The 15,239-nt window shown below is 56.1% G+C and carries 10 protein-coding genes; 6 read left to right on the top strand and 4 right to left on the bottom strand.

Going from position 1 to position 15,239, the window contains the following annotated elements; all coding sequences use genetic code 11:
* Positions 1–359: 359 nt before the first annotated feature.
* The gene (locus N7V53_RS19760; RefSeq protein ID WP_023480707.1) at positions 360–1,880 is read right to left on the bottom strand and encodes a PAS domain-containing methyl-accepting chemotaxis protein; all 1,521 of its coding nucleotides are present in this window, start codon (positions 1,878–1,880) and stop codon (positions 360–362) included.
* Between the two features lie 430 nt (positions 1,881–2,310).
* Between N7V53_RS19760 and ygjG the strand changes: the two genes are divergently transcribed.
* On the top strand, positions 2,311–3,690 hold the full coding sequence (gene ygjG / locus N7V53_RS19755) for a putrescine aminotransferase (protein ID WP_279794601.1): 1,380 nt from the start codon (positions 2,311–2,313) through the stop codon (positions 3,688–3,690).
* A 375-nt stretch (positions 3,691–4,065) separates the two neighbouring features.
* Positions 4,066–6,087: an NADPH-dependent 2,4-dienoyl-CoA reductase gene (locus tag N7V53_RS19750; protein WP_279794600.1), complete on the top strand. Its 2,022-nt coding sequence runs from the start codon at positions 4,066–4,068 to the stop codon at positions 6,085–6,087.
* Between the two features lie 434 nt (positions 6,088–6,521).
* Here N7V53_RS19750 and rlmG read toward each other — a convergent pair whose 3' ends face one another.
* Positions 6,522–7,652 carry a 23S rRNA (guanine(1835)-N(2))-methyltransferase RlmG gene (gene rlmG / locus N7V53_RS19745; RefSeq protein ID WP_279794598.1) on the bottom strand — a complete coding sequence of 377 codons (1,131 nt, stop codon included), beginning with the start codon at positions 7,650–7,652 and terminating at the stop codon, positions 6,522–6,524.
* 70 nt (positions 7,653–7,722) lie between these two features.
* On the opposite strand from rlmG, the gene N7V53_RS19740 reads away from it, so the two are divergent.
* From N7V53_RS19740 to sstT, 4 genes are all read left to right on the top strand, one after another.
* A complete protein-coding gene (locus N7V53_RS19740) occupies positions 7,723–8,214 on the top strand; it encodes a M48 family metallopeptidase (RefSeq protein WP_023480715.1) in 492 nt (163 codons plus the stop codon).
* An 82-nt stretch (positions 8,215–8,296) separates the two neighbouring features.
* A complete protein-coding gene (locus N7V53_RS19735; RefSeq protein ID WP_279794596.1) occupies positions 8,297–9,295 on the top strand; it encodes a Gfo/Idh/MocA family oxidoreductase in 999 nt (332 codons plus the stop codon).
* A gap of 240 nt (positions 9,296–9,535) precedes the next feature.
* On the top strand, positions 9,536–10,501 hold the full coding sequence (locus tag N7V53_RS19730) for a TerC family protein (protein WP_023480751.1): 966 nt from the start codon (positions 9,536–9,538) through the stop codon (positions 10,499–10,501).
* Between the two features lie 240 nt (positions 10,502–10,741).
* Positions 10,742–11,986 carry a serine/threonine transporter SstT gene (sstT, locus tag N7V53_RS19725; RefSeq protein WP_279794595.1) on the top strand — a complete coding sequence of 415 codons (1,245 nt, stop codon included), beginning with the start codon at positions 10,742–10,744 and terminating at the stop codon, positions 11,984–11,986.
* Positions 11,987–12,058: 72 nt separating this feature from the next.
* Here the strand turns inward: sstT and N7V53_RS19720 are convergent, their stop codons facing one another.
* Positions 12,059–13,546 carry an altronate dehydratase family protein gene (locus N7V53_RS19720; protein ID WP_279794594.1) on the bottom strand — a complete coding sequence of 496 codons (1,488 nt, stop codon included), beginning with the start codon at positions 13,544–13,546 and terminating at the stop codon, positions 12,059–12,061.
* 17 nt (positions 13,547–13,563) lie between these two features.
* Positions 13,564–14,976 (bottom strand): glucuronate isomerase, encoded by a 1,413-nt coding sequence (uxaC, locus tag N7V53_RS19715; RefSeq protein ID WP_279794593.1) that lies wholly within the window; start codon positions 14,974–14,976, stop codon positions 13,564–13,566.
* Positions 14,977–15,239 lie beyond the last annotated feature (263 nt).

Below are 15,239 nucleotides of genomic sequence, written 5' to 3'. Positions count from 1 at the left end.
CCGGCGCGAATGGAAAGCCTGCCGCCACCAGACGTTATCGGTAACGTAAATGCTAACTTTATGAGTTTGATCGTTTTTTTATTAAATTAATTGCCCATTGGATAGCCATGAGCTATCAATTTAGCGTCATTGATCGTTATTTGTTTCGTTTTCTTATTATTTCATGGATATATTAATGGGAGTTAACTAGAGTTAATTGGAAATTAAATTTCAAGCTAACTAATTTATTCAATCCAGCCCTAACAAAATATCATTTAATAAAAAAGTAACAATTAAGAATAAATTATTAACATCAAACCGCATTACCAGAAATAAAAAAACCGCCAGCAGAGGCGGCGGTTTTTTTAATTAAATATTTCTTAATGCAATACGGAAACCGCGTCCTGCAGCCGACCTGCGCGCTGTTTCACCATTGACGACACCTCCGCGCTCTGTTCAACCAGCCCGGCGTTTTTCTGCGTAATCGCATCCAGCTCCGCCACGGCGCGCGTCAGATCCGCAAGCCCCGTCGCCTGCTCAGAAGTAGACTGGCTAATCTGGGCAATCAAGGCGGTGACATCTTTAACCTGGGCCACAATATCATCCATCGTGCGGCCCGCTGCGTGAACCTGGTCGGAGCCTGACTGCACTTTGCTGGCACTGGCATCAATCAGTTTACGGATATCATTCGCGGCGTTAGCGCTGCGGCTGGCCAGGTGACGAACTTCCCCGGCAACCACCGCGAAGCCTTTGCCCTGCTCCCCTGCTCGCGCGGCTTCAACCGCGGCGTTCAGCGCCAGAATGTTGGTCTGGAAAGCGATATCGTTAATCAGCGCGGTGATGGAGCCGATACGCTGCGTGCTGTCGGCAATCTCATCCATGGTTTTCACCACCGTTTCCATTGCTTTACCGCCGTGAGCGGCGGCGTTGCTGGCAGAGCTGGAGAGCTTATCCGCCGCAGACGCCGTTTCCGAGTTGCTCTGTACCGACGCGGCCATCTGGCCCATTGTCGCCACGGTCTGCTGCACGTTAACTACCGTCTGGCGCGTACGCTCATTCAAATCATCGTTGCCCTTCGCCAGCGTTTCGCTGCCGTTAAGCACGCTGCTCACCTGACCAGAGACATCGTTAATCAGCCAGCGGCACATCAGCCCCAGTTGTCCGACAGAACGCAGGATCAGCCCCACTTCATCGCTGCGGTTAAGGAAATCGACGCTGTTACGATCGCCTGTTGCCACACTCAGCGCCTGCTTTGCCACATTCTCGACCGGACGAACAATCTGCCACTCAAACGCCAGCGCGCCCAGCAGCATTACCAGCGTACTGACCAGCATCGACACGGGATGCGCACCGGTAAACCACAGCGCCGCTAGCTGCGCCACCCACAGCAGCGTCATGACGCTGCGCGCGCGCCAGCGCAGCGGCAGCGTGGCCACTTTCCCGAGTACGCCTTTACCCAGCACCAGGCCTTTATGCAGGCGCTTTTTGCTGCTTCCTTCATTTAATGCGCTGTATAGCGGCTCGACTGCCGCGATCTCCTGCTCCGTTGCGCGGGTGCGAATCGACATATAGCCGGTCACTTCGCCGTTACGCACCATCGGAATCGCATTCGCGCGCACCCAGTAGTGATCGCCATTTTTACGGCGGTTTTTCACAATACCGCTCCACGGCTCGCCCTGTTTCAGGGTGAACCACATATCGGCAAATGCCGCTTTCGGCATATCGGGATGGCGCACAACATTGTGCGGTTGGCCGTTTAACTCATTGAGGTGATAACCGCTGGCATGAATAAACGCATCGTTAGCGTGAGTGATGTAGCTCTGCGTATCAGTGGTGGACATCAGCGTGGCGTCATCGTCCAGCGGAAAGTTGCGCTGGCTGACATAAAGAGGAGAAGACATGGTTGCGTCCTGTGCAGGTTATATTGCCGTGAAAAAATTATTGCGAATGTTATTTCGGCGATAATGAATTTATCTTTAGTTGTTAAATTTGATTTAGATCGCAAATCGGCAGAAAACCCTGATTTTGATAGGTTTGTTAAGATATTGATTTTAATAGTTTCAGCTTGAAAACACTTAGTTAAGCTTACCGGTTATGCCCCATTTTCATGCATTCGACGCACTTTTTTGGCGCAAAGGGCTTTTTCACTCTCTTGCGACGCCTCTTTTAACAATGCTGTAACCTATTTTTTGCCCAGGCGGCATGATTAAATCTTGTACGATTTGGCTTTCACCTGGCGTTTATCCCGATTTCTCTGCCCACCGCCGAAGTGGCGTAATCCCTGCAATACTTTAATCAGTATCATGTGATACGCGACTCCTGGAGCTTATTTTGAACAGGTTACCTTCCAGCGCATCCGCTTTAGCGTGCAGCGCTCACGCCCTGAATCTCATTGAGAAGCGAACGCTTGATCATGAGGAGATGAAAGCTTTAAACCGAGAGGTTGTGGATTACTTTAAAGAGCATGTTAACCCGGGGTTTTTAGAGTATCGAAAATCTGTAACTGCCGGCGGGGATTACGGAGCCGTAGAGTGGCAAGCAGGCAGTCTGAATACGCTTGTCGACACCCAGGGAGTGGAGTTTTTAGATTGCCTGGGTGGATTTGGTATTTTCAATGTGGGGCACCGTAATCCAGTTGTCGTTTCCGCCGTACAGAACCAACTCGCCAAACAACCTCTGCACAGCCAGGAGCTTCTCGACCCGCTACGGGCGATGCTGGCAAAAACGCTGGCGGCGCTTGCGCCCGGCAAACTCAAATACAGCTTCTTTAGCAACAGCGGCACGGAGTCCGTCGAAGCGGCGCTGAAACTGGCGAAAGCGTATCAATCTCCGCGCGGAAAGTTCTCCTTTATCGCCACCAGCGGCGCGTTCCACGGTAAATCCCTTGGTTCGCTCTCGGCGACGGCGAAATCGACCTTCCGTAAACCCTTTATGCCGCTGCTGCCGGGCTTCCACCATGTGCCGTTTGGCGATATCGACGCCATGCGCAGGGCGCTCTGCGAAGGGCAGAAAACCGGGGATGAGGTTGCGGCGGTGATCCTCGAGCCGATTCAGGGTGAAGGCGGCGTGATCCTGCCTCCGCCGGGCTACCTGCCTGCGGTGCGTAAGCTGTGTGATGAATTTGGCGCGCTGCTCATCTTTGATGAAGTGCAAACCGGTATGGGGCGCACCGGCAAGATGTTCGCCTGCGAGCATGAAAACGTGCAGCCGGACATTATGTGTTTAGCCAAAGCGCTCGGCGGCGGCGTGATGCCGATTGGCGCGACCATCGCCACCGAAGAGGTCTTCTCGGTGCTGTTTGATAACCCGTTTCTGCACACCACCACCTTTGGCGGCAATCCGCTGGCCTGTGCGGCGGCGCTGGCGACCATCAATGTGCTGCTGGAAGAGAACCTGCCGGCGCAGGCAGAGCAGAAAGGCGACATGCTGCTGGATGGCTTCCGTGCGCTGGCGCGTCAGTATCCCGATCTGGTACAGGATGTGCGCGGGCGCGGCATGCTGATGGCGCTTGAGTTTGTGAATAACGAGACGGGGTACAATTTTGCCAGCCAGATGTTCCGCCAGCGCGTGCTGGTGGCCGGTACGCTCAATAATGCGAAAACCATTCGTATTGAGCCGCCGCTCACGCTCACCATTGAGCAGTGCGAACAGGTGCTGCGCGCCGCAGGCGAAGCATTGTCCGCGCTGCGCGTTTCGGTAGAGCCGGTGTAACCCCTGCCCGATGGCGCTTCGCTTATCGGGCCTACAAACTGCACTCGCCGTAGGCCGGATAAGGCGTAGCCGCCATCCGGCGCTTCTGCCCGATGGCGCTTCGCTTATCGGGCCTACAAACCGCACTCCCCCGTAGGCCGGATAAGGCGTCAGCCGCCATCCGGCGCTTTTGCACGATGGCGCTTCCCTTACCGGACCAACAAACCGCACTCACCGTAGGCCGGATAAGGCGTAGCCGCCATCCGGCATTTACTCTGCCCGCGCTTTTTTGAATTCCATCACAATCATTCGCTCCCGCTTTTCCCTTCTGTTGCCGCGGCGGCTAAAGTAGAACTCATCCGACCACATAACAATAATTTTACATTGGAAGAGAGCATGAGCCACTACCCGTCGCTGTTCGCCCCGCTGGATTTGGGTTTTACCCAGCTTAAAAACCGTGTGCTGATGGGGTCGATGCACACCGGTCTGGAGGAGCGCCCGGACGGCGCAGAGCGGCTGGCTGCCTTCTACGCCGAGCGCGCTCGTCATGGCGTGGCGCTGATTGTCACGGGCGGCATCTCGCCCGCCCACTCCGGGGTAACCATGGAGGGTGCCGCAGTGCTGAACGATATCAGCCAGTTGCCGCACCATCGGCACATTACCGACGCGGTGCATCAGGAGGGGGGCAAAATTGCGCTGCAGATCCTGCACACCGGGCGCTACAGTTTTCAGCCCAACCTGGTCGCCCCTTCCGCCATTCAGGCGCCGATCAACCGCTTCAAACCTCATGAACTGAGCCATGATGAAATACTTAGCCTGATTGAGGATTTCGCGCGCTGCGCGCATCTGGCCCAGCAGGCCGGTTACGACGGTGTCGAGGTGATGGGCTCAGAAGGCTATCTGATTAACCAGTTTCTCGCCGCGCGTACCAACCAGCGGGAAGATGAATGGGGCGGTGATTATGCTCGCCGGATGCGTTTTCCACTCGAGGTGGTGCGGGCGATCCGTGAGCGCGTCGGGGAGAACTTCATCCTGATCTATCGCCTGTCGATGCTCGATCTGGTGGAAGGTGGCGGCACGCTGGATGAGACCATCGCGCTGGCGCAGGCCGTTGAAGCGGCAGGCGCTACGCTTATTAATACCGGGATCGGCTGGCATGAAGCGCGGATCCCAACCATTGCCACACCGGTGCCGCGCGGGGCGTTTAGCTGGGTGACGCGCAAGCTGAAAGGCAAAGTCAACGTTCCGCTGATCACCACCAACCGCATTAACGATCCGCAGGTGGCCGAAGCGATCCTTGCCCGTGACGATGCGGATATGGTGTCGATGGCGCGCCCTTTCCTCGCTGATGCGGAGCTGCTAAGCAAAGCGCAGAGCGGCCGGGAAGAGGAGATCAACACCTGCATTGGCTGCAACCAGGCGTGTCTGGATCAGATCTTCTACGGTAAAGTGACCTCCTGCCTGGTCAACCCGCGCGCCTGCCATGAAACGCTGATGCCGATCTACCCGGCAGAGCAGAAGAAAAACCTCGCGGTGGTTGGCGCAGGACCCGCCGGACTGGCTTTTGCGGTGAATGCCGCCGCGCGCGGGCATAGCGTAACGCTGTTTGATGCGCAGGCAGAGATCGGCGGGCAGTTTAACGTCGCCAAGCAGATCCCCGGTAAAGAGGAGTTTTATGAAACCCTGCGTTACTACCGGCGGATGATCGACAAAACCGGCGTCGCACTTTGCCTCAATCAACGTGTCGATCCCGGTATGCTGACGCTGTTTGATGAGGTGATCCTCGCCTGCGGCATTGAGCCGCGCATGCCGCTTATCGACGGCATCGATCATCCGAAGGTGCTGAACTATCTCGATGTACTGCGCGATAAAGCGCCAGTCGGTGAACGCGTGGCGATCGTCGGCTGCGGCGGGATCGGCTTTGATACCGCGGTCTATTTAAGCCAGCCGGGGGAGTCCACCAGCCAGAATATCGCTGAATTCTGCGTAGAGTGGGGCATTGATACCAGTCTGAATGAGGTCGGCGGCTTGCGTCCGGAAGGGCCGCAGTTGCCGAAAAGCCCGCGGCAGATTGTGATGCTGCAACGCAAAGCCAGCAAGCCAGGCGACGGGCTGGGGAAAACCACCGGCTGGATCCACCGCGCCACGCTGCTGTCGCGTGGGGTGAAGATGATCCCGGCGGTGAGTTACCAGAAGATCGACGATGAGGGTTTACATATTCTGGTCGGCGGCGAGCCGCAGGTGCTGGCGGTGGATAATGTGGTGATTTGTGCAGGCCAGGAGCCGCGACGCGAGCTGGCCGAACCGCTGCGCGAAGCCGGTAAACCGGTGCATTTGATTGGCGGCTGCGATGTGGCGATGGAGCTGGATGCCCGCCGGGCGATAGCCCAGGGCACGCAACTGGCGTTAACCATTTAACAAAATGCCTGATGGCGCTACGCTTATCAGGCCTGCGGGGTTTGAGAATTTGTAGGCCGGATAAGGCGTAAGCCGCCATCCGGCAAAGCGCCTGATGGCGCTACGTTTATCAGGCCTACGGAGTTTGAGACTTGTAGGCCGGATAAGGCGTAAGCCGCCATCCGGCAAAGGGCCTGATGGCGCTACGCTTATCAGGCCTACGGAGTTTGAGACTTGTAGGCCGGATAAGGCGTGAGCCGCCATCCGGCAGAGCGCCTGATGGCGCTGCGCTTATCAGGCCTACGCGTTTGAGATGTTGATGACCGGATGAGGCGTGAGCCGCCATCCGGCAAAGCGCCTGATGGCGCTGCGCTTATCAGGCCTGTGGAGTTTGAGACGTTGTAGGCCGGATAAGGCGTAAGCCGCCATCCGGCAAAGGTTTGATGGCGCTGCGGTTAGCGCTTTTTGCGCACTTTAACCGATTTGAGGATCACGAACTTATTGTTGGTCGCTACCGTTTCGCAGTTGCCGAACACGCGTTTCAGCTTGCGGAAATAGTCGAGATGGCGGTTGCCGACAATACGTAATTCACCGCCATACTTCAGGCAGCGGCGCGCATCGTTAAACATCTGCCAGGCAATGTGATCGGTGATGGCGCTCTGCTGATGGAACGGCGGGTTACAGAGCACCGCCGCAAAGCGATCCGGCTCAATGCCGGAGAGCGCGTTATTGATCATAAACTCGCAGCGCTCTACATCCGCTGGCAGGTTGCTCTCCACGTTCAGACGCGAAGAGGCGACCGCCATGGCCGACTCATCAACAAACAGCACCTGCGCCTGCGGGTTATTCGCCAGCAGTTGCAGACCAATCACGCCATTGCCGCAGCCGAGGTCGACCATCTCGCCCTCTACATTTTCCGGCAGATGTTGCAGGAAAAAGCGTGCGCCAATATCCAGCCCGCTGCGGGAAAAAACATTCGCATGGTTATGAATGGTCCAGGGCGTACCATCCAGCGTCCAGCTTGCCAGCAGCGAGGTTTCAACAGGCGCGGGAGCGTTAAAGGTGCAGTTGATTAGGCGCGCTTTGCGCCATGCCAGCGTCGTGGTGGTCGGGCCGAGGATCTTTTCAAACAGCGCCATCGTTGAATTGTGAATATCGCGGGTTTTCGCGCCGGCGATAATTCGCGTCTGCGGCGTAACCACGTCACGCAGAGCGCGCAGTTGCTGCTCAAGCAGCGCCAGCTGTTTTGGTATTTTGATCAGCACTAAAGCCGGATTGGCCGGCAGCGGGCTGAGGCAGTCCTGAAAGGTGACCGCCTCTTCATCGAGATCGTTAATGCGCAGGTTGTGCTGCGTTGCCAGCTCGGCAATAAAGGAGTCGTTAATCGACACCGGATGATGGGCCGCCAGCGCGCAGGCCAGCGCGCCGAAGCTGTCATTGAAGATCAGAACCGGGCCATCGACCGCATCCACCTGTTGCAGAAGATATTCATCCGCTGCATCCCACGCCTGTAGCGACGCCTCTTCCACGCCGACAGGGAATCTGTCTAAAGTGAATGACTGTCCGTTTAACTCAACCTGGCTCATCGACCCTCCGCAATGCTAAAATTCGCGCGTTTTATCGCTCAATTACGTAAGGATGTAAACACATTTCACCATGAAGACCCTCACCTATCTTCAGGGCTATCCTGAATCCCTGCTGGCGCAGGTACATACGCTGATTGAGCAGAACCGTCTGGGCGAGGTGCTGGCAAAACGCTACCCCGACAGCCACGGCGTCACCACCGATAAAGCGCTCTATCACTATACGCAAGAGATGAAAAACCAGTTTCTGCGTAACGCCGCGCCGGTCAATAAAGTGATGTATGACAGCAAAATTCACGTGCTCAATAATGCCCTTGGCCTGCACACCGCCATTTCCCGCGTGCAGGGCGGCAAGCTGAAAGCTAAAGCGGAGATCCGCGTCGCCACCGTTTTCCGCGATGCGCCGGAAGCTTTTTTGCGCATGATTGTGGTGCACGAACTGGCGCACCTGCGCGAGAAAGAGCACAACAAAGCTTTTTACCAGCTCTGCTGTCATATGGAGCCGCAGTACCACCAGCTCGAGTTCGATACCAGGCTGTGGTTGACTCATCTCGCCTTGCGCTAAGCATGCGCGCCAGCGCACTGGTTTTGTCATGTTGACGTGATAGAGTGACAGCGGAACCCTTTAACGGAGAAGTAGCGCCTTTATGATACGTTTCGCTGTCATAGGGACGAACTGGATCTCGCGCCAGTTTGTCGATGCCGCCCATGAAACGGGCAAATACAGACTCACCGCCGTCTATTCCCGCAGCCTTGAACAGGCGCAAACCTTCGCCACCGACTACCCTGTCGAGCATCTCTTTACCTCACTTGAGGAGATGGCGCAGAGCGATGCGATTGACGCGGTCTATATTGCCAGCCCCAACTCCCTCCACTTTGCTCAGACGCAGCTGTTTCTCAGCCATAAAAAGCATGTGATCTGCGAAAAACCGCTGGCCTCAAACCTGCGTGAAGTGGAGGCCGCCATCGCCTGCGCCCGTGAAAATCAGGTGGTGCTGTTTGAAGCCTTCAAAACTGCCAGCCTGCCAAACTTCCTGGCGCTGAAGCAGTCGCTGGCGAAAGCGGGTAAGCTGCGCAAAGCCTTTATTAACTACTGCCAGTACTCGTCGCGCTATCAGCGTTTTCTCTACGGCGAAAACCCCAACACCTTCAACCCCGCGTTCTCTAACGGGTCGATTATGGATATCGGCTTTTACTGCCTCGCCTCAGCGGTGGCGCTATGGGGCGAACCGCACAGCGTGCAGGCTTCCGCGAGCCTGCTTTCAAGCGGCGTCGACGCGCACGGCGTGGTGGTGATGAATTACGGCGATTTCAGCGTCACGCTGCAACACTCGAAAGTGAGCGATTCGGTGCTGGCGAGTGAGATTCAGGGCGAAGCGGGTTCGCTGGTGATTGAAAAGATTTCCGAGTGCCAGAAGCTCTCCTTTATCCCGCGCGGCGGCAAAGCGCAGGAGCTGACGCAGCCGCAGCATATCAACACCATGCTGTATGAAGCCGAAACCTTCGCGCGGCTGGTGGAGGAGAATGAGGTCAATCATCCGGGGCTTGCGATCAGCCGTATTACGGCAAAACTGCTAACGGAGATCCGCCGCCAGACCGGCGTCGTCTTCCCGGCCGATGATCTCAGCGCCCAGCTCCCTGCGTAAAGCTTCGTAAGAAGCGCTGGCGACACATTGACCAGCTCAATGTGTTGACATAATTTGTTACCAGCAAAGGGGAGTAACTTCTTCGCCGGTGGGTCGTCATTACGGTGCGTTAAGCACCCGGTCGCCGGGCGTCGTTATCGACGTAAGTGAGACCTTGCCGGAAGGCGAGATCCCCCTGCACCAGGCAAGCGGCTAACGTCTTCTGACGTTGGCCGTTTTTGTTTGCGTGAGGATCTGGTGATGAATAGTGTTGGCACACCGATGTTATGGGGCGTTTTTGCCGTTGCCGTGGTGGTTATGCTGGCGATCGACCTTCTGCTTCAGGGGCGTCGCGGCGCGCATACGATGACCATGAAGCAGGCGGCCGTGTGGTCAGTGGTGTGGGTTAGCCTGTCACTGCTGTTTAATGCCGCCTTCTGGTGGTATCTGACGCAAACCGAAGGGCGCGCGGTCGCAGATACCCAGGCGCTGGCGTTCTTAACCGGTTATCTGATTGAAAAAGCGCTGGCGGTGGATAACGTCTTCGTCTGGCTGATGCTGTTCAGCTACTTTGCCGTCCCTGCGGCACTGCAACGCCGGGTACTGATCTACGGCGTACTTGGGGCGATCGTGCTGCGTACTATCATGATCTTCGCCGGCAGCTGGCTGATTACCCAGTTCTCATGGCTGCTCTACGTTTTCGGTGCCTTCCTGCTCTTTACCGGCGTGAAGATGGCGCTGGCGAAAGAGGATGAGAAGGGCATTGGCGATAAACCGGTGGTGCGCTGGCTGCGTAGCCATCTGCGCATGACCGACAGCATCGAAAGTGAGCACTTCTTTGTGCGCAAAAACGGTCTGCTGTATGCCACGCCGCTGCTGCTGGTGCTGATTCTGGTCGAGCTGAGCGATGTGATCTTTGCCGTCGACAGCATTCCGGCAATCTTCGCCGTCACCACCGATCCCTTTATCGTCCTCACCTCTAACCTGTTTGCCATTCTGGGGTTGCGCGCGATGTACTTCCTGCTGGCGGGCGTAGCGGAGCGCTTCTCAATGCTCAAATATGGTCTGTCAGTGATTCTGGTGTTTATCGGTATCAAGATGCTGATCGTCGATTTCTTCCATATCCCGATCGCCATCTCCCTTGGCGTGGTGGGCGGTATCCTGGTGCTGACGCTGCTAATTAATAGCTGGGTTAACTACCAGAACGACAAGAAAAACCGCGCGTAAGCCGTAAATCGCCGCTCTGCCACCCCCGCGAGCGGCGATTCATCGTGCCCTGTCGTGCTGGTCACAAAATGCCGACAGCAAAAATGAAAAAGACGCGCCAGAGCGTAAAAGTAGAAATCTCTCTCTTCCCTGTTCTCGCAGAGTTCATATACTCCTTTCAGCAAACAATTGTTACATCCTGACAAAGCTCTGTTTAAAAGAGCAGCGGGGTGTGATTCCACAACACGAAAGGAAAATGGCATGACAACGCACCGCTCGTCAGGGTTGCTGCAACGTTTCGTTGATGGCAGCCTGGTGAAACAGATTCTTCTTGGCCTCGTTCTGGGGATTTTACTGGCGTGGATCTCGACGCCCGCCGCTATCGCTACCGGTATTCTCGGTACGCTGTTTGTCAGCGCCTTAAAAGCCGTTGCGCCGGTGCTGGTATTGATGCTGGTGATGGCGTCTATTGCCGGACACCAGCAGGGCCAGCGCACCCACCTTCGTCCGGTGCTGGTGCTCTATTTATTAGGTACGTTTACCGCTGCGCTTACCGCCGTGCTGGCAAGTTTCCTCTTCCCCTCCACTTTGCAGTTAGTCCCCGGTGCCAGCGATGTAACGCCACCTTCCGGCATTGTCGAGGTGCTGCGCGGCTTGCTGACCAGCATGATCGCCAACCCGGTAACGGCAATCATGAATGCCAACTATATCGGCATTCTGGTGTGGGCCGTCGGGCTGGGTTTTGCCCTGCGTCACAGCAGCGAGACGACGAAAAAGATGGTGCAGGATATGTCGGGTGCCGTCACCTTTATGGTGCGGATCGTGATCCGTTTTGCGCCGATTGGCATTTTCGGTCTCGTCTCCTCGACCCTTGCCACCTCTGGTTTTGGTGCGCTGTTAGGCTATGCGCAACTGCTGGTGGTGCTGGTGGGCTGCATGGCGTTTGTCGCGCTGGTCATTAACCCGCTGCTGGTCTACTGGAAGATCCGCCGCAACCCCTACCCGCTGGTCTTTACCTGCCTGCGCGAAAGCGGCGTAACGGCCTTTTTCACCCGCAGCTCGGCGGCGAATATCCCGGTCAATATGACGCTGTGTGAAAAGCTTAATCTCGATCGCGACACCTACTCGGTCTCCATTCCGCTTGGGGCGACGATTAATATGGCGGGCGCGGCGATCACTATTACCGTGCTGGCGCTGGCGGCGGTGCATACGCTGGGCATTACGGTCGATCTGCCGACGGCGCTGCTGCTGAGCGTGGTGGCTTCGCTCTGTGCCTGTGGCGCATCCGGCGTGGCGGGCGGCTCGCTGCTGCTGATCCCGCTGGCCTGCAACATGTTTGGTATCTCTAATGATGTTGCCATGCAGGTGGTGGCGGTCGGCTTTATCATCGGCGTGTTGCAGGACTCCTGCGAAACCGCACTCAACTCCTCAACCGATGTGCTGTTTACCGCTGCGGTGTGTCAGGCGGAAGATGAGCGGCTGGTAAAGAACGCGCTGCGTAGCTGAGCGGCGGAGAGGCAAAAAAAAGCGGCGCTGTCAGGGTAGCGCCGCTTTGCTTACTGCACTTCTCAGTGCGATTTATAAAGTTACACCACTTTTGAAGATGGCTAACTCACGGAAATCATTTTTCTCATTGCAGGTCTGCTTGCCGTTGGCGATCTCTACAATCACATCAACAAACTCCTCCAATAGCTGCGGCATTGCTTTGCCGTGGATCAACTGACCTGCATCAAAATCGATCCAGTGTCTCTTTTTGGCTGCCAGCTCACTGTTGGTGGCAATTTTCACCGTCGGCACAAAACCGCCGTAGGGCGTCCCGCGACCGGTGCTGAACAGCACCATATGGCAGCCGGCACCGGCTAACGCGCTGGTCGCGACCGCATCGTTGCCCGGTGCGCTCAGCAGGTTGAGGCCGTGAGTTTGCAGACGCTCGCCGTAGCGCAGCACATCAACCACCTGGCTGGCACCCGCTTTCTGCGTACAGCCCAGCGACTTCTCTTCAAGCGTAGTGATGCCGCCCGCTTTGTTGCCCGGCGACGGGTTCTCATAGATCGGCTGATTGTGGGCAATAAAGTACTGTTTGAAGTCGTTAACCATGGTCACGGTCTTCTCAAAGGTACTTTCGTCACGGCAATGGCTCATCAGAATGCGCTCAGCACCGAACATCTCCGGCACTTCGGTCAGCACCGTGGTGCCGCCGTTGCCAATCACATAATCGGAGAAACGGCCCAGCATCGGGTTGGCGGTAATACCGGAAAGCCCGTCAGAGCCACCGCACTCGAGGCCAAACTTCAGCTCGCTCAGTTTACCCGGCTCGCGCTGATCGTTACGCATCGCCTCATAGAGCGCGCGCAGATGCTCAAGCCCCGCCTCCACTTCGTCGTCCTGGTGTTGGCAGACCATAAAGTGGACGCGTTCAGCATCAAATTCGCCCAGCGTCTGGCGGAAAGCGTCAACCTGGTTGTTTTCACACCCAAGGCCGATCACCAGCACCGCGCCCGCATTTGGATGACGCACCATATTTTGCAGCATGGTGCGCGTGTTGATGTGGTCATCGCCCAGTTGCGAACAGCCGTAGGTGTGGCTGAAGAGGTAAACGCCGTCGATATCTTCGGCGTCGTGGGTCTCTTTCAGGAAGCGGTTCTGGATCTGACGGGCGATGCCATTGACGCAGCCGACCGTCGGCAGGATCCACAACTCATTACGGATCCCCACTTCCCCGTTCGCCCGGCGGTAGATCTGCACGTCACGATCGCCCGCCTGGCTGCCCTCATCCTGAAAATCAGGTTGATAGCTATACTCGTCCAGATCGCTGAGGTTCGTCCGCGCATTGTGGGAATGGATATACTCGCCCGACGCGATATCTGACGTCGCATGACCAATCGGCAGACCATATTTGACAATATTTTCGCCCTGCTTAATGGCGTGCAGCGCAAACTTATGCCCGCGCGATACGGCCTGGCGCAGCTGTACGGTCTGGTTGTCGATAACGACTTCCGCGCCTTCAGCAAGATCGGCCAGCGCTACTGCGACGTTATCCAGCGAATGGATCTTGATGTATTGCATATCAACCTCAAACGGCCCTAGTTCAGTTCAATCGCGAAGTAATCACGCGCATTGTTAAAGCAGATGTTTTTCACCATTTCACCCAGCAGCTGAATGTCAGCCGGAGCTTCGCCCGCTTCCACCCAGCGGCCAATCATCTGGCAGAGGATGCGGCGGAAATATTCATGACGGGTGTAGGAGAGGAAGCTGCGGCTGTCGGTCAGCATGCCGACAAAGCGGCTCAGCAGGCCAAGCTGTGCAAGCTGGGTCATCTGACGCTCCATGCCATCTTTCTGATCGTTAAACCACCAGCCAGAGCCGAACTGCATTTTGCCCGGCATGCCTTCGCCCTGGAAGTTACCGATCATCGTACCCAGCACTTCGTTATCGCGCGGGTTCAGGCAGTAAAGGATGGTTTTCGGCAGCAGGTTATCTTCATTCTGCTTGCTCAGCAGTTTAGAGAGCTCTTCCGCCAGCGGACGGTCGTTAATGGAGTCGAAACCGACATCCGGGCCGAGCAGTTTGAACTGACGCTGGTTGTTATTACGCAGCGCGCCGATATGGTACTGCTGCACCCATTCGCGACGGGCATACTCCGCGCCGAGCCACACCAGCACCGCGGTTTTAAACTGCGCCACCTCTTTTTCGCTCAGGGTTTCACCCGCCAGACGACGCGCCAGAATAGCGTCGAGCTCTGATTCAGATGCTTCAGCAAACAGCACAACATCTAGCGCGTGGTCAGAGACTTTACAGCCGTGTGCGGCAAAGTGATCGAGGCGTTTAGTCAGCGCGGTTTGCAGATCGGTAAAGCGGCGGATCTCGGTATCAGAGACTTCACCCAGTTTCGCCATGTAGTCGTTAAAGGTCGCCTGTTCAATATTGAAGGCTTTATCCGGACGCCAGCTCGGCAGCACTTTGGTACTGAAAGCCGTCTCTTTAGCAATTGCCGCATGGTGCTCCAGGGAGTCAATCGGGTCATCGGTGGTGCCGACCATTTTGACGTTCATCTGCTGCATGATGCCGCGCGCGGAGAAGCTATCCTGCGCCAGCAGTGCGTTACCGCGCTCCCAGATCTCATCAGCCGTCGCGGGTGACAGCAGCTTACCTGTAATACCAAACGGGCGGCGCAGCTCAAGATGTGTCCAGTGGTATAACGGGTTGCCAATGGTGTGCGGTACGGTCGCTGCCCAGGCGTCAAACTTCTCACGATCCGACGCATCACCGGTACAGAGGCGCTCCGGCACGCCGTTAGTGCGCATCGCGCGCCACTTGTAGTGGTCACCTTTCAACCAGATGTCATACAAGTTTTTGAAACGATAATCTTCTGCGATCTGCTGCGGCGGCAGGTGGCAGTGGTAGTCGAAAATCGGCTGGTCTTTGGCGTAGTCGTGGTACAGACGGCGGGAAAATTCGGTATCTAGCAGGAAATCTTCGGTCATAAACGGGGTCATTATCGTCTTCCTCTCAACGAGTGCGTCTGATGTCTACCTTAATGCTGTCAAAGTTATCACACCAATTTCTATAGACCGAAGGTATTTTCGTGAGTTGGATCAATAAAAGCAGACAAAAACAGAGACGCTAATTGGTTAAATCCCCCGCCAGGCCGCGCCAAATCTGGCTCTCCACGCCTGAGTTAAAGACCACACAAAGAAAAACGCTTTTGTGATGTCACTCACCTTTTCAAGTTGTATGACAAGTTATCTTGCTGCCGTCG

Origin of the sequence: Kosakonia sp. HypNH10 (genome assembly GCF_029850615.1) — a bacterium.
Lineage (GTDB): Bacteria > Pseudomonadota > Gammaproteobacteria > Enterobacterales > Enterobacteriaceae > Kosakonia > Kosakonia cowanii.
This window is presented reverse-complemented; position numbering and strand designations above follow the sequence as displayed.

Excerpts from the sequence above, each read along its gene's own strand:
- N7V53_RS19760 (WP_023480707.1), bottom strand. The coding sequence starts at position 1,880 with ATGTCTTCTCCTCTTTATGTCAGCCAGCGCAACTTTCCGCTGGACGAT.
- N7V53_RS19750 (WP_279794600.1), top strand. The coding sequence starts at position 4,066 with ATGAGCCACTACCCGTCGCTGTTCGCCCCGCTGGATTTGGGTTTTACC.
- rlmG (WP_279794598.1), bottom strand. The coding sequence starts at position 7,652 with ATGAGCCAGGTTGAGTTAAACGGACAGTCATTCACTTTAGACAGATTC.
- N7V53_RS19740 (WP_023480715.1), top strand. The coding sequence starts at position 7,723 with ATGAAGACCCTCACCTATCTTCAGGGCTATCCTGAATCCCTGCTGGCG.
- N7V53_RS19735 (WP_279794596.1), top strand. The coding sequence starts at position 8,297 with ATGATACGTTTCGCTGTCATAGGGACGAACTGGATCTCGCGCCAGTTT.
- N7V53_RS19730 (WP_023480751.1), top strand. The coding sequence starts at position 9,536 with ATGAATAGTGTTGGCACACCGATGTTATGGGGCGTTTTTGCCGTTGCC.
- sstT (WP_279794595.1), top strand. The coding sequence starts at position 10,742 with ATGACAACGCACCGCTCGTCAGGGTTGCTGCAACGTTTCGTTGATGGC.
- N7V53_RS19720 (WP_279794594.1), bottom strand. The coding sequence starts at position 13,546 with ATGCAATACATCAAGATCCATTCGCTGGATAACGTCGCAGTAGCGCTG.
- uxaC (WP_279794593.1), bottom strand. The coding sequence starts at position 14,976 with ATGACCCCGTTTATGACCGAAGATTTCCTGCTAGATACCGAATTTTCC.